This window comes from Agrobacterium tumefaciens (genome assembly GCF_031801495.1).
In the GTDB taxonomy this organism is placed as follows: domain Bacteria; phylum Pseudomonadota; class Alphaproteobacteria; order Rhizobiales; family Rhizobiaceae; genus Agrobacterium; species Agrobacterium tumefaciens_K.
The window spans coordinates 911,567-923,846 of the sequence record NZ_JAOEGC010000002.1 but is presented as its reverse complement, the minus strand read 5'-3'; the positions used below and the strand labels follow the sequence as shown (position 1 = coordinate 923,846).

Below are 12,280 nucleotides of genomic sequence, written 5' to 3'. Positions count from 1 at the left end.
GCACAATGCTGCATCAATAAGGATCAGATTATGACGGCAAAGATTGACAGACAGTAACCGATGCCTGCCAAACCCGTCATAAATCAAAATCAATAGTCGTCGTTCTTTTCCGGCGGCACGAGGCCTTCGATACCGGCCAGCAGTTCTTCTTCCGACATCTGGTCGAAGTTGATGGTTTCCGGCAGATCCTCGTCTTCACCGTCGGCTGCAACGGAAGCGGCCAGCGTGACCGGATCGGGCTCAGGCTCGTCAACTTCCACATGCTTCTGGAGCGAATGGATGAGGTCTTCCTTCAGATCGTCAGGCGAAAGCGTTTCGTCGGCGATTTCGCGCAGTGCAACAACCGGATTCTTGTCGTTGTCGCGGTCAACCGTGATAGCCGAGCCCTGGGAAATCTGGCGCGCCCGATGGCTGGCGAGAAGGACCAGCTCGAAACGGTTGTCTACTTTATCAATGCAATCTTCTACTGTGACGCGGGCCATTGCCTGTCCTTTACGGGTCGTTATGTCGCGGATTAACGGTTCCGATACAGCCATTGGCCACGGAATTCAAGTTTTTCCTGAATTTGGCGTCTCTTGACACCCAGACGTGGCATTTTGACGCCTGATGAAAAAAATGTCCATGAGAATTGTCTTGGAATACGCAGGAAGGTAGCTTACTTAAAATTCAACGGCATGCCTCAGAGCTGAGAAAAGTATTTTTCGCCTTGTCTGCCGGATGAACCAGATAAATGGCCTTTCCAGAATAAGGAATGGGATGGAATGTTCGATCCACGGGAGAAAATTGCGCTCTTTATCGATGGAGCCAATCTTTACGCAGCATCAAAAAGCCTGGGGTTCGATATCGATTATCGCAAGCTTCTGAAAGCATTTCAGAAGCGGGGATATCTGTTACGTGCATATTATTACACTGCTCTCATCGAAGATCAGGAATACTCGTCGATCCGCCCGCTGATCGACTGGCTTGACTACAACGGCTACAAGGTCGTGACGAAACCCGCCAAGGAGTTTACCGACGCACTCGGTCGTCGCAAGATCAAGGGCAACATGGACATCGAACTTGCGGTCGATGCGATGGAACAGTCCGAGACTGTCGACCATCTGGTGCTCTTTTCGGGCGATGGCGATTTCACCACGCTGGTGGATGCGCTTCAGCGCAGGGGCCGCAAGGTATCCGTCGTCTCCACCATGGCAACGCAGCCTGCAATGATTGCCGATGACCTGCGCAGACAGGCTGACCATTTCATCGACCTGATGACATTGAAGGCCGAAATCGGCCGCGACCCGAACGAACGTCCGGCGCGCCACGTGGAAAACCCCGAGACCATCTGATTACGATCCTTCGCGCCATGAAAAGCGACGCGTCCATCGAAAGATGGGCGCGTTTTTCTTTGCTTTTCTGAACGTTGGGCGCCGTAACAATGCGTAAAATTTGTCCCAAAAATGACAAACCTCAATTCAGCATATTCGAAATTATACGTTAGTTAACGATAGTGCTGTCTTAGTACTCCCATCGGCGCTGCTCAGGTGAGCTGGCGTCACATCAGGATGAACGACATGACCGGCCAAGTGAAGACCAACAAAGAACTCGACGAACGACTGTATTTCCTGGGGCTCGGCCACGAGCAGCGGCAAATTCTCGCGGGTTTGAAGGGTGTCATCACTGGTTCGCTCGACACATCGCTCGACGCATTCTATTCGAAAGCCCGTTCTGAACCGACAACGGCGAAATTCTTCTCGAGTGAAGCTCATATCCAGCACGCCAAAAGCATGCAGGTGAAGCACTGGTCGCGAATTGCCTCGGGCACCTTCGATGACAGCTATACCCAGGCCGTTACGGCAATTGGCCGCACCCATGCGAAGCTTGGCCTGGAGCCGCGGTGGTATATCGGCGCATACGCTCTCGTTCTCGAAGGCATCATAAAGGCTCTCGTCGAATCAGAGCTGAAAGGCATGTTCGCCGAGAAAAAAGCCCGAAAGATCAAGGACGCCCTTAGCGTTACCATGAAGGCTGCCATGCTCGACATGGATTACTCCATCTCCGTCTATCTGGAATCCCTTGCCGATGAACGGCTGAAGATCGAGGCCGAACAGGCACAGATGAAGAAGGAACAGGATCAAGTTCTTTCTCTTTTGACCAACGCCCTCGACAAGCTTGCCCATGGTGACCTTGCATCCACCATCACCCAAAAAACCGCACCGCAGTTTGAAGGTCTGATGGAAAGCTTCAATGTTGCCGTCGGAAACCTGTCCGGTGCGTTTGCGCAGATCGTCGATGAGGCGAAGAAAATCTCCGACAACACACAGGAACTGACGACGGCAACTGACGACATGGCGCGCCGGACCGAGCAGCAGGCCGCAGCGCTGGAACAAACCGCCGCAGCGGTCGAGCAGATCACCACCATTTCCAGACTTTCGGCCCAGCGATCGGAGGAAGCCAAGGCTATGGTCGAGAGCTCCGCAATCGAAGCGGCCCGTTCACGCGAGGTCGTGACGGAGGCGGTGAATGCAATGAGCGCCATCGAAACATCCTCTCAGAAGATCACCCAGATCATCGGGGTCATCGACGAGATCTCCTTCCAGACAAACCTTTTGGCGCTGAACGCCGGTGTCGAGGCAGCGCGCGCGGGAGAGGCTGGCAAGGGCTTTGCCGTCGTGGCCCAGGAAGTGCGCGAACTGGCGCAACGCTCCGCCACGGCAGCGAAGGAAATCAAGACGCTGATCGCCAAATCGTCGGAAGATGTGATGCAGGGCGTTTCCCTCGTCAACAGGACAGGCGAGTCGCTTCACACGATCGGCAACAAGGTAGACAGCATCAACGAGCACATTTCCTCGCTCACGAAGGCTGCCCAGGAACAATCCATGGGCATTCAGGAGATCAGCGCCGCCATCAACAGCATGGATCACCTGACACAGCAGAACGCGGCCATGGTCGAGCAGACCAACGCGGCGACGCACAATCTCGGCGATGTCAGCGCCAATCTTGCCAATCTCGTTTCGCGCTTCAACGTATCGGGGAACAGCGGTTATTCGGCGCCATATTACCGCGCGGCGTAATTTCACGCGTGCGGCCAACAAAAAACGCGGCGCACAAGACGCCGCGATTTTTTGTTTTCGGTTCTTCGTTCTTCGCGACTAGCCGCCCTTGAGCAGACGCGACTTCTGCCTGTTCCAGTCGCGTTCTTTCTCCGTCTCGCGCTTGTCGTGCAGCTTCTTGCCCTTTGCCAGCGCCAGTTCGAGCTTGGCCCGCCCCTTGTCGTTGAAATAGATCTTGAGTGGCACCAGCGTCATGCCTTCACGGTTGATGCCGGCGCGCAGCTTACTGATCTCGCGCTTGTTCAACAGCAGCTTGCGACGACGGCGCGGCTCGTGATTGAAGCGGTTCGCCTGAAGATACTCCGGCAGATGCGAGTTGATGAGCCAGATTTCATCCCCCTCGTCCGACGCGTAGGATTCAGCGATATTCGCCTTGCCATCGCGAAGCGATTTCACCTCGGTACCCGTCAGCACAAGACCTGCCTCGTAGGTGTCGATGATTTCGTAGTTGAAGCGGGCCTTGCGGTTTTCCGCAACAACCTTGTTCACCACGCGCTGGCTGCCTTTGGGGGCCATGATCTTACAATCCCTTGTTTTTCTTATTGCGCCTGCGATCTCTCAACCGGAAGCGGTTTCCAGCCCCCTATTTAGTATCGCAACGGCGAAAAGAAAAGGCGCGTCGACATCCCCTTGCAAGGAGGATGACCGACGCGTTTTTTAACGTTCTCAGTTCGTCAGACCGGCATGTTTCAGCGCGGCATCGATTGCCGCTTCGGTGGCCGGCTCCAGCGAGCTCATCAGTGGCGAACGGACCGTGCGGTTACCGCCACGCGTCTTCGACAGCGCGTACTTCGTTCCACAGACGCCCGGCTCCATGAAGATCGCCTTGTGCAGCGGCATCAGGCGGTCCTGATACTCCAGCGCAGACGCATAATCGCCCGCAGCCATCGCCGCCTGGAATTCGGAGCAGAGACGCGGCGCAACGTTCGCCGTGACCGAAATGCAGCCGACACCGCCATGGGCGTTGAAGCCAAGTGCCGTGCCATCTTCACCGGAGAGCTGGACGAAATCCTTGCCGCAGGAAATACGCTGCTCGGACACGCGGTCGAGTTTGCCGGTCGCATCCTTCACGCCAACGATGTTCTTGTGTGCCTTGACAAGCGCACCCATGGTTTCAGGCGACATGTCGACGACCGAACGTGGTGGAATGTTGTAGATGACGATAGGCAGCTTCACCGCTTCGGCAACCGCCGAGAAATGCGCGAAAAGCCCCTTCTGCGTCGGCCTGTTGTAATAGGGCGTCACGACGAGAAGCGCGTCAGCGCCTGCTTCCTGCGCATGCAGCGCAAGCTCGATCGCTTCGTGGGTGTTGTTCGAACCTGCGCCTGCGATGACCGGAACCCGTTTTGCCGCTACCTCGATGCACAGCTCTACGACACGTTTGTGTTCGTCGTGAGAGAGGGTCGGAGATTCCCCCGTCGTGCCCACGGGCACAAGACCGTTGCTGCCTTCGGCGATCTGCCATTCCACATGGGCAGCAAACGCCTGTTCGTCCACGGCGCCATCGTCCGTAAACGGGGTAATGAGGGCGGGAATGGATCCCTTGAACATGCAAAACTCCTGGCGGCGAGCGGTTCATGCTTCGGCCGCATTCGATGGTTAAAACCCGCACACATTAGTGCCAGCCCTTGAAGCCCACAAGCGCAAAGGAAAGCGATTTCGTCCGAAAATATCGGCGTTTTTCCGTGTTGCGGACAGGCCCCACATAAAACGGGGGAACGGCGCCAAGGCAAGTGGCAATAACAGGGCAGTGAATAAAAGTTGATACACTCACCCAGCCGAAAGTAAGGGTTCGTTAAGGTCAATTTCCGTTAATGAAGCGATGAACGCACACCGATCCACTTTGTCCGTCACATCATGAAAAACCACATGAAAAAGACAGTTCTGGGATTGATGGCAGCCAGCCTCACGGCCACGGTCTGGAGCGCGATTGCCAGCCCGCTGCCCGAAGGCTCGGTGGCGCCGCTGCCCTATGTCAAGCCGGATGCGCCAGCGATACCCGCCTTCGTGCCCGTAGCACCGGATATCACCGGCTCGATACCGCGGCCCTCACGGCCCGCCGATATCGCCGATCTCAAGGCAGGGCTCGACGCGCTTTCCAGCCGAGACGCCGTGCGGGCGATGTCCATTCGCAACGGCATGGCATCCGGCAGCCTCGACCGCCACATACTTTCCTGGGCGATCGCCGTCTCGGGCCAGAGAGATGTCCCCTCCTCCGAAATTGCCGCTGCCGAACGCGAGCTTTCCGGCTGGCCGGGCGTCGCCACGCTGCGCGCCAATTCCGAGCGCGCCCTTTATCGGGAAAATCCTCCTGCCGCCCAGGTCATCGCTGCCTTCGGCAACAGCCGTCCGGAAACGGCGGAAGGCACCGTCGCTCTCGCCCAGGCTTTTGCCTCTTCCGGGAAAACCGCTGATGCGCAACGGCTTATCCGGCAGCTTTGGGTGAGCGAAGGCATGGACAAGGACATGGAGGACCGTGTTCTCGGCCAGTTCTCCGCCTATTTCACGCCCGCCGACCACAAGGCGCGCATGGACTATCTGATGTATCGCAGCCGTATCAGCCAGGCGAAACGGTTCGGCGATCTGGGCAAAGCGCAATCGCTCTACAAAGCCTGGGCGGCCGTGCTGCAACGACAGGGCAACGCCACCACTCTGCTCGGCGCTGTCGACGCGTCCTGGCGCGGCGACGCCGCCTATCTGTTTGCGCGCATCGAAAACCTCCGCAACCAGCAGAAATATGCCGAGGCGGCCGTCCTTCTGGAACAGGCGCCGAAAGACCGGGCAAAACTCGTCAATCCCGGCGAATGGTGGAACGAACGGCGTATCATTGCGCGCGGTCTTGCCGATATCGGCGAGTTTGCTCGTGCCTACAGGATCGTGGCCAACCATTCCGCCACCTCCCCGGTCGATATTGCCGACGCGGAGTTTCACGCGGGCTGGTACGCGTTGCGGGCACTGCATCAACCTGCGGCAGCTGCGCGCCATTTCAATGCGCTCCTACAGGCATCGAACCGCCCGCTCTCGGCATCGCGGGCCTATTACTGGCTTGGCCGCGCGGCCGAACAGGGTGGACCGGGCAATGCCCGTGATCTCTTCAGCAAGGCGGCGGCTCATCCCGGTACGTTCTACGGCCAGCTTGCCGCAGCGCGAATCGGTGCAAAGACACTGAACGTGACCTACCCCTCCCCGAGCGGAGCGGAGCGGCAACGGTTTGCCGGTCGCGAGGCCGTGCGCGCCATCGACCGGCTGGAAGCCGCCGGTTATGGCTGGCGTGCCGACAGCCTCTACCGTGCTCTGGCCGATCAACTTGACAGCCCCGGCGAACTGGCCATTCTTGCGGCGCGTGCGGAAGGCAATGGTAACCATCAGGTTTCCCTGCAGATCGGCAAGACCGCCTTCAGTCGCGGCATCGACGCAGCCGCCCTCGCCTATCCGCTTGGGGTCATTCCGGCAGATGCCAATATTGCCGGTTCCGGCAAGGCACTCGCCTATGCGATTGCCCGGCAGGAGAGCGCGTTCAATCCCGCCGCGGTTTCGCCCGCCAACGCCCGCGGCCTGCTGCAACTTCTGCCGGGCACCGCCAAGGGTGTCGCCGGTCGCCACGGCCTGCCCTATACGCAGGCACGACTGACGAGTGATGCCGGTTACAACGCGACGCTCGGCGCTCATTATCTCGGCGAGCAGATCGAAAGCTTCGGCGGATCCTATATCCTGACTTTCATCGCCTATAACGCCGGACCGAAACGCGTGCCGGAATGGATTTCGCGCTATGGCGACCCACGCGGCAAACCGATCGATGATGTGGTGGACTGGATCGAGCGGATTCCCTTCCCCGAGACACGCAACTACGTGCAGCGGGTGATGGAAAATTATCAGGTCTATAAAACGCGGCTCGGTCAACAGGCCGATATCGTCGACGATCTGCGCAACGGCCGGCCGGGCTGAACCGTCCTACATCGAGTATTGTGAACTTCGATAACGCCGGCATGTCCGGCGTTTTTTTATGCGCGCGTTCCGAGCGCATCTCCCAGAGACCAAACACCCAAAACGAAAAACCCCGGCATTGCTGCCGGGGTTTCCATCACTGACAGAAGTCAGATCAGATTAGAACGAACGCTGCAGGCGAACGAAACCGGTCCAGCTGTCGCCGTTCGGGCCGTCTACGTCCTGGTAGTTCGCAGCAACCTTGGCAGCGAGGCCCTGGGTGATTGCGTAGTCAACCGTCAGACCAGCGCGCCATGCGTCGCGGTCGCCAACGAAGTCGCCATTCGGAGCGAGATCGACCGTACCGAGGTACTGAGCGCCGGGGGTGATGGTCAGCTTTTCGGTGGCCTTGATTGCGTATTCAGCAGCAACCGCCCACTCGGACTCTTCGTAGTAGTAGTTTGCGCCGGAAGCCCAAACACCAGCAAGACCGAAGGTACCCGGACCAACGTCAGCCGTCAGGATTGCACGGATTGCGCCGTTTTCCTGGTCGGTGTCGTAGGAGCCCAGCAGGTTAGCGCTGATGGCGCCGAACTTGGCACCGATGATGCCGCTTACGCCAACGTTGTTCGCGCCTTCAAAGACACTGCCCTTGACAACGCCGATGTTGGACGTGCCGTCGCGACCAGCTTCGAGTTCTTCAACGCTGATACCAGCGTAGAACGAACCTGCGTCATAGGTGTAACGCAGAGCGTTGTGACGAGTCGTGTTGGAGCTGAGGATATCGGTTTCGCCGGAGAGATCGTCATCCCACCAGGTGTACATGTAACCGACCTTCAGGCCGCCGAGTTCGATGAAAGCCTGGTCGACGTTGACGCCACGGTTGGTGTCGTTGTCAGCCTGACCACGAAGACCGATGTAGCCACGCAGAGCGCCGAGCTCGGTGTCGGTGCGGGTGTCGATGTTGAACTGAGCGCGCGTGAACGAATCCCAGTCAGAGGTACCGGACTGATCACGACCGAAGTCCGTCTGGAAACGTACGTAGCCGTCGAACTTCAGGCAGGTTTCGGTACCCGGGATGTAGAAGAAGCCAGTGCCGAAAGCGTCGCAAACGCGAACGTATTCAAGGGGCTCAGGCTCAGCAGCGACGATTGCGTCAGCGGCCTGTGCGCCGGATACTGCTGCGAGAGCCGCAGCGGAGCCGATGAGAAGGCTCTTGATGTTCATGTTGACCTCCAGTCAAACGCTAATGTTCCAAGCAGCAGTGGGGAACGCACAAATCAAAATGCATGCTGCTTATGGAGCTGATTAGAGCCAAAACGGCGGGGCGACGCAATCGCAATCATGACATAACGGAGACAGTAAGGTGTCCTTAGCGTTCCCCTGTTGCGAAATAGCTACAACTCTAACCATCGGCCAGGCATTCATTAAAGAAACATTAATAATCGAGATAATTCAGTGTCTTGGCACATACGCCATATCAAAGAGCACTTCGCGACGCCGGAACTCCGGGAATTCGTCCACACCCGCGTCGTGTAAAATTGTTGAAAATATGGTCTGACGCGTGCTTTGCCCGCGCTGAGGGACGCCGGGAATCGAGGCTGCATACGGGATGGCGCGCCAGAGATTCGGCAGGCAATAAAAGTCGGCGAGCCGAACTGCGAAGCCTGATTGCGATTCGCTACCTGCGCTGATCAAATAAAAAACCCCGGCATTGCTGCCGGGGTTTCCATCACTGACAGAAGTCAGATCAGATTAGAACGAACGCTGCAGGCGAACGAAACCGGTCCACTGGTCGCCAGCACCGCTGTCAACGCCTTCTACGCCGTCTACGTCCTGGTAGTTAACCGAAACGAGCGTGGAAAGACCAGAGGTGATCTTGTAGCTGGCAGCTACACCAGCGCGCCATGCGTCACGGCTGCCAGTGAAGTCACCGTCAAGACCGATGTCCAGCGAACGGAAGTACTGGAAGCCAGGGGTGATGGTCAGCTTGTCGGTAGCCTTGATGGCGTATTCAGCAGCGACAGTCCACTCGGACTCTTCGTAGTAAGCGTTTGCGCCAGAAGCCCAAGCGCCTGCGAGGCCGAACGTGCCAGGACCGATGTCAGCCGTAACGATTGCGCGGATTGCACCGTTTTCAGCGTCCGTGTCGTAACCGCCAAGCAGGTTAGCCTTCACAGCGCCGAAGTTGCCGCCGATGATAGCGGAGATACCGACGTTGTTGTTGCCGTCACCGTTTGCAACGGTCCAGTTGGTCTGGGTAACGCCGAGGTTGTTCGGGCCGCTACCAGCTACCACGCTTTCGAGTTCTTCAACTGCGATACCGGCGTAGAACGAACCAGCGTCGTAGGTGTAACGGATAGCGTTCAGACGCGTGAAGTTCGAAGAAAGGTTGTCAACTTCGCCGGAGAGACCATCGTCCCACCAGTTGTAGTAGTAACCGACCTTCAGGCCGCCGAGTTCGATGAACGCCTGGTCGACAACAACGCCACGGCTCGTGTCGTTGTTAGCCTGTCCACGAAGACCGATGTAGCCACGCAGAGCGCCGAGCTCGGTGTCGGTGCGGGTGTCGATGTTGAACTGAGCGCGCGTGAACGAGTTCCAGTCAGACGTACCGGAAGCGTTACGACCGAAGTCCGTCTGGAAACGAACATAGCCATCGAACTTCAGGCAGGTTTCGGTGCCCGGGATGTAGAAGAAGCCAGTGCCGAATGCGTCGCAAACGCGAACGTATTCCAGGGGCTCAGGCTCAGCAGCAACGATAGCGTCGGCAGCCTGTGCGCCAGATACAGCTGCGAGAGCCGCAGCGGAGCCGATGAGAAGGCTCTTGATGTTCATATTGACCTCCAGTCAAAGTTTAAAAAGGGTCTGGGTTCTTTTGCTGAAGGACAGCATTCCCTGCCCCATTCCCGTGTTTTTAGAAGCCAAACGATCCACCGCCTCGCTTCTGGTGGTGAAAATACAAAACGTTCCGGCGCTTGCAATCGACAAACGACCAGAAAGACGGTTTCGCAAGCTGCTTCATTTCACTTTGTTGCCCAAAAAACACACAGCGGCCAAGGCAGCCCCCCACAGATTTACGATCAGTTAAGAACTTCTTTGAGAATCCGTTGGTTAGCGAGGTTAACGCATGGTTTCCACGCGGCACCCGGGCGACCGGGAAGTGCAATGGCCCATCAAATGTGGAGCACCGCAGCACCGTCGGCATGGCAGACGGAGAAAAGAGACACTTGAATACGGAAGCACGCGTCTCCTTCCCTATCTCCGAATCCTCTTGCTTCGATTCGAAGACGGCTCATGCATCGTCCGACGCGAATCCCAAAACGACATGACGGCCATCATGGATCGGGTGACGCGCCGCATGATCCAGTCGTTCCACTGATGGGGAACCGAAACGGTCCGATCGAATCGTCAGGCGAGCCAAGAGCACCCCGTACGGGCAAACATTGAGGATCTGGACGGCTTAGTAGAGAACTATATAAGGCGGCGCTTTGAACTTGAACCGCGCCACGCCTCTTTGGCGAGACGTATGGCGGAGAGGATGGGATTCGAACCCACGATACGCTTTTGACGTATACTCCCTTAGCAGGGGAGCGCCTTCGACCACTCGGCCACCTCTCCGGTGCGGCCTGATTATTGCTTAAAAAAAATGAATGCAAGGCTTTTTCGACAAGAGACAGAAAAACCTGTGATCTCTTGTCTTCTCACGCAGTCGTTTCGGCGGATTGCAGGGCGCTACATCCAGCTGCTCCCCGGAACTTTCAGCTCGATGCGGAACCTTTGGCTGACCGGCGCGTTTTCAGACCGGTAACAAAAGAGGTGTTCACATGGCTCAAACCAGACTGAATGTTGTCGAAGAAACAATCGAGAATCAGATCGCGGATCTTCGTTCGCAGATCGCTTCCCTTTCCAAGGCGGTGTCGGCACGCGTCGAGAGCGCGGGAGACGATGCGTCCGAATTCCTCGGCGAAGCCCGCGGGCGTGTCCGCAAGGCGGCCAGCAATGTTCGCGTGCAGGGCCATAACGTGGTTGAGGCCGTCAAGGAAAATCCCGGCACGGCAACCTCGCTGCTGACGATTGTCGGCGCGCTGGGTTTTGCCCTTGGGTATGCCGTTGGCACCAGCACGCAGCAGCAGTCGTCCGGCAACGGTCTTTACCGCTGGCGCTGATCCGCAAATAGTCTGGAAATCGTTACGGCAAGGGGATCACCTTCCCCTTGCCGATTTTTCGTATTCACAAATGCAACGCACGGAGGGGCACATGAAGTTCGTCGACGACATTGAAGGCGCACTGTCGGCTTTCGCAAGGGATCACGAGATCAGCCGCGATGAAGCCATCGAACGTATCCTGCGCGCAGCCCTGATCAACCACGGCTACCTTGCCTCCGGCGAAGAGGGTATTCCGCCGGAAGAGCTTAATGCCAGCAATGACGATTAGCCGTCATCGCAATCTCTTCGATCAATATCCGGATTTCGACGGCGCAGGCGCTGTTTCACCCTTGTAGCGGGCGGAGAGCGAACGAAGCGCGCCTGCAAATTCGGTGACATCCGCACCAACGGCGACGAAGGATGCGCCCAGTTCGAGATAACGGCGGTTGAATGTTTCATTGAAGGTGAGGATACCTGCCGCCTTGCCTGCTGCGACGATTTTCCGGATCGCCGCCTCGATGACCTCCTGTACTTCCGGCGCATCCAGCCGGCCGAGATAGCCCATATCCGCCGCAAGGTCCGCGGGACCGATGAAAACACCGTCCACGCCTTCCACCGCGAGAATATTGTCGAGATCTGCAATCGCGGCCCTCGTCTCGGCCTGAACAAGAAGGCACACGTTATCGGATGCCGTGTCGGCATAATCCGTGATCGTGTTGAAGGCAGAGGCACGCGCCACGGCTGCCCCCATGCCGCGAATGCCGCGCGGCGGATAATGCATGGCGCTGACGAGTGCACTCGCCTGCTCTGCCGAATCGACCATCGGCACCAGAAGCGTGCGCGCACCGGCATCCAGCAATTGCTTGATCATCCAGCTTTCGCCGACGGGAACGCGCACAACGGGCTCTGCCGGCGATGTGGCAAGCGCCCGCAGCTGGTCAATGATGCTGCGCAGGTCGTTCGGACCATGCTCGCCGTCGATCACCAGCCAGTCGAACCCGGAGGTTCCGGCGATTTCGGCGGTGATCGCCTCCGCCATGTCGAGCCAGAGGCCGATCTGCGGCTTTCCGGCATGAATGGCGGTCTTGAAGCGGTTTTCGGGGGCAGGCATGT

At 57.7% G+C, this 12,280-nt stretch carries 12 protein-coding genes and 1 tRNA gene; 6 read left to right on the top strand and 7 right to left on the bottom strand.

Translation table 11 applies throughout. The features are described from left to right. Nucleotides 1-89: 89 nt before the first annotated feature. On the bottom strand, nucleotides 90-482 hold the full coding sequence (gene rpoZ / locus N7578_RS13930; protein WP_311110902.1) for a DNA-directed RNA polymerase subunit omega: 393 nt from the start codon (nucleotides 480-482) through the stop codon (nucleotides 90-92). Nucleotides 483-761: 279 nt separating this feature from the next. Between rpoZ and N7578_RS13925 the strand changes: the two genes are divergently transcribed. After that, a complete protein-coding gene (locus tag N7578_RS13925; RefSeq protein ID WP_311110901.1) occupies nucleotides 762-1,331 on the top strand; it encodes an NYN domain-containing protein in 570 nt (189 codons plus the stop codon). Between the two features lie 225 nt (nucleotides 1,332-1,556). Beyond that, nucleotides 1,557-3,056 carry a globin-coupled sensor protein gene (locus N7578_RS13920; RefSeq protein WP_311110900.1) on the top strand — a complete coding sequence of 500 codons (1,500 nt, stop codon included), beginning with the start codon at nucleotides 1,557-1,559 and terminating at the stop codon, nucleotides 3,054-3,056. Between the two features lie 78 nt (nucleotides 3,057-3,134). Here N7578_RS13920 and smpB read toward each other — a convergent pair whose 3' ends face one another. Both smpB and dapA read right to left on the bottom strand, forming a co-directional pair. Beyond that, nucleotides 3,135-3,611, bottom strand: a complete 477-nt coding sequence (gene smpB / locus N7578_RS13915; RefSeq protein WP_311110899.1) for an SsrA-binding protein SmpB — start codon at nucleotides 3,609-3,611, stop codon at nucleotides 3,135-3,137. A 150-nt stretch (nucleotides 3,612-3,761) separates the two neighbouring features. Beyond that, nucleotides 3,762-4,646, bottom strand: a complete 885-nt coding sequence (dapA, locus tag N7578_RS13910) for a 4-hydroxy-tetrahydrodipicolinate synthase (protein ID WP_311110898.1) — start codon at nucleotides 4,644-4,646, stop codon at nucleotides 3,762-3,764. A gap of 318 nt (nucleotides 4,647-4,964) precedes the next feature. Here dapA and N7578_RS13905 point away from each other — a divergent pair, with 318 nt between their 5' ends. Next, nucleotides 4,965-7,040 carry a lytic transglycosylase domain-containing protein gene (locus N7578_RS13905; RefSeq protein ID WP_311110897.1) on the top strand — a complete coding sequence of 692 codons (2,076 nt, stop codon included), beginning with the start codon at nucleotides 4,965-4,967 and terminating at the stop codon, nucleotides 7,038-7,040. Nucleotides 7,041-7,199: 159 nt separating this feature from the next. Here N7578_RS13905 and N7578_RS13900 read toward each other — a convergent pair whose 3' ends face one another. Continuing rightward, nucleotides 7,200-8,246: a porin gene (locus N7578_RS13900; protein WP_311110896.1), complete on the bottom strand. Its 1,047-nt coding sequence runs from the start codon at nucleotides 8,244-8,246 to the stop codon at nucleotides 7,200-7,202. Nucleotides 8,247-8,774: 528 nt separating this feature from the next. Next, entirely contained in the window at nucleotides 8,775-9,857 is a 1,083-nt protein-coding gene (locus N7578_RS13895) for a porin (protein WP_311110895.1), read from the bottom strand. On the opposite strand from N7578_RS13895, the gene N7578_RS13890 reads away from it, so the two are divergent. Further along, a complete protein-coding gene (locus tag N7578_RS13890; RefSeq protein WP_311110894.1) occupies nucleotides 9,850-10,110 on the top strand; it encodes a hypothetical protein in 261 nt (86 codons plus the stop codon). The genes N7578_RS13895 and N7578_RS13890 overlap by 8 nt on opposite strands. Before the next feature lie 439 nt (nucleotides 10,111-10,549). On the opposite strand, the gene N7578_RS13885 is transcribed toward N7578_RS13890, so the two are convergent. Further along, nucleotides 10,550-10,640 (bottom strand) — tRNA-Ser (locus tag N7578_RS13885). Between the two features lie 206 nt (nucleotides 10,641-10,846). Here N7578_RS13885 and N7578_RS13880 point away from each other — a divergent pair. Both N7578_RS13880 and N7578_RS13875 read left to right on the top strand, forming a co-directional pair. Further along, complete coding sequence (locus N7578_RS13880) at nucleotides 10,847-11,188, top strand: hypothetical protein (protein ID WP_311110893.1); 342 nt, start codon at nucleotides 10,847-10,849, stop codon at nucleotides 11,186-11,188. 91 nt (nucleotides 11,189-11,279) lie between these two features. Continuing rightward, complete coding sequence (locus N7578_RS13875) at nucleotides 11,280-11,456, top strand: hypothetical protein (RefSeq protein ID WP_311110892.1); 177 nt, start codon at nucleotides 11,280-11,282, stop codon at nucleotides 11,454-11,456. A 21-nt stretch (nucleotides 11,457-11,477) separates the two neighbouring features. Here N7578_RS13875 and N7578_RS13870 read toward each other — a convergent pair whose 3' ends face one another. Further along, nucleotides 11,478-12,278, bottom strand: a complete 801-nt coding sequence (locus N7578_RS13870; protein ID WP_311110891.1) for an HpcH/HpaI aldolase/citrate lyase family protein — start codon at nucleotides 12,276-12,278, stop codon at nucleotides 11,478-11,480. Nucleotides 12,279-12,280: the final 2 nt, after the last annotated feature.

Bases quoted from the DNA above. Each gene is read 5' to 3' on its own strand.
- rpoZ (WP_311110902.1), bottom strand. From the start codon at position 482: ATGGCCCGCGTCACAGTAGAAGATTGCATTGATAAAGTAGACAACCGT.
- N7578_RS13925 (WP_311110901.1), top strand. From the start codon at position 762: ATGTTCGATCCACGGGAGAAAATTGCGCTCTTTATCGATGGAGCCAAT.
- N7578_RS13920 (WP_311110900.1), top strand. From the start codon at position 1,557: ATGACCGGCCAAGTGAAGACCAACAAAGAACTCGACGAACGACTGTAT.
- smpB (WP_311110899.1), bottom strand. From the start codon at position 3,611: ATGGCCCCCAAAGGCAGCCAGCGCGTGGTGAACAAGGTTGTTGCGGAA.
- dapA (WP_311110898.1), bottom strand. From the start codon at position 4,646: ATGTTCAAGGGATCCATTCCCGCCCTCATTACCCCGTTTACGGACGAT.
- N7578_RS13905 (WP_311110897.1), top strand. From the start codon at position 4,965: ATGAAAAAGACAGTTCTGGGATTGATGGCAGCCAGCCTCACGGCCACG.
- N7578_RS13900 (WP_311110896.1), bottom strand. From the start codon at position 8,246: ATGAACATCAAGAGCCTTCTCATCGGCTCCGCTGCGGCTCTCGCAGCA.
- N7578_RS13890 (WP_311110894.1), top strand. From the start codon at position 9,850: ATGTTCATATTGACCTCCAGTCAAAGTTTAAAAAGGGTCTGGGTTCTT.
- N7578_RS13895 (WP_311110895.1), bottom strand. From the start codon at position 9,857: ATGAACATCAAGAGCCTTCTCATCGGCTCCGCTGCGGCTCTCGCAGCT.
- N7578_RS13880 (WP_311110893.1), top strand. From the start codon at position 10,847: ATGGCTCAAACCAGACTGAATGTTGTCGAAGAAACAATCGAGAATCAG.
- N7578_RS13875 (WP_311110892.1), top strand. From the start codon at position 11,280: ATGAAGTTCGTCGACGACATTGAAGGCGCACTGTCGGCTTTCGCAAGG.
- N7578_RS13870 (WP_311110891.1), bottom strand. From the start codon at position 12,278: ATGCCTGCCCCCGAAAACCGCTTCAAGACCGCCATTCATGCCGGAAAG.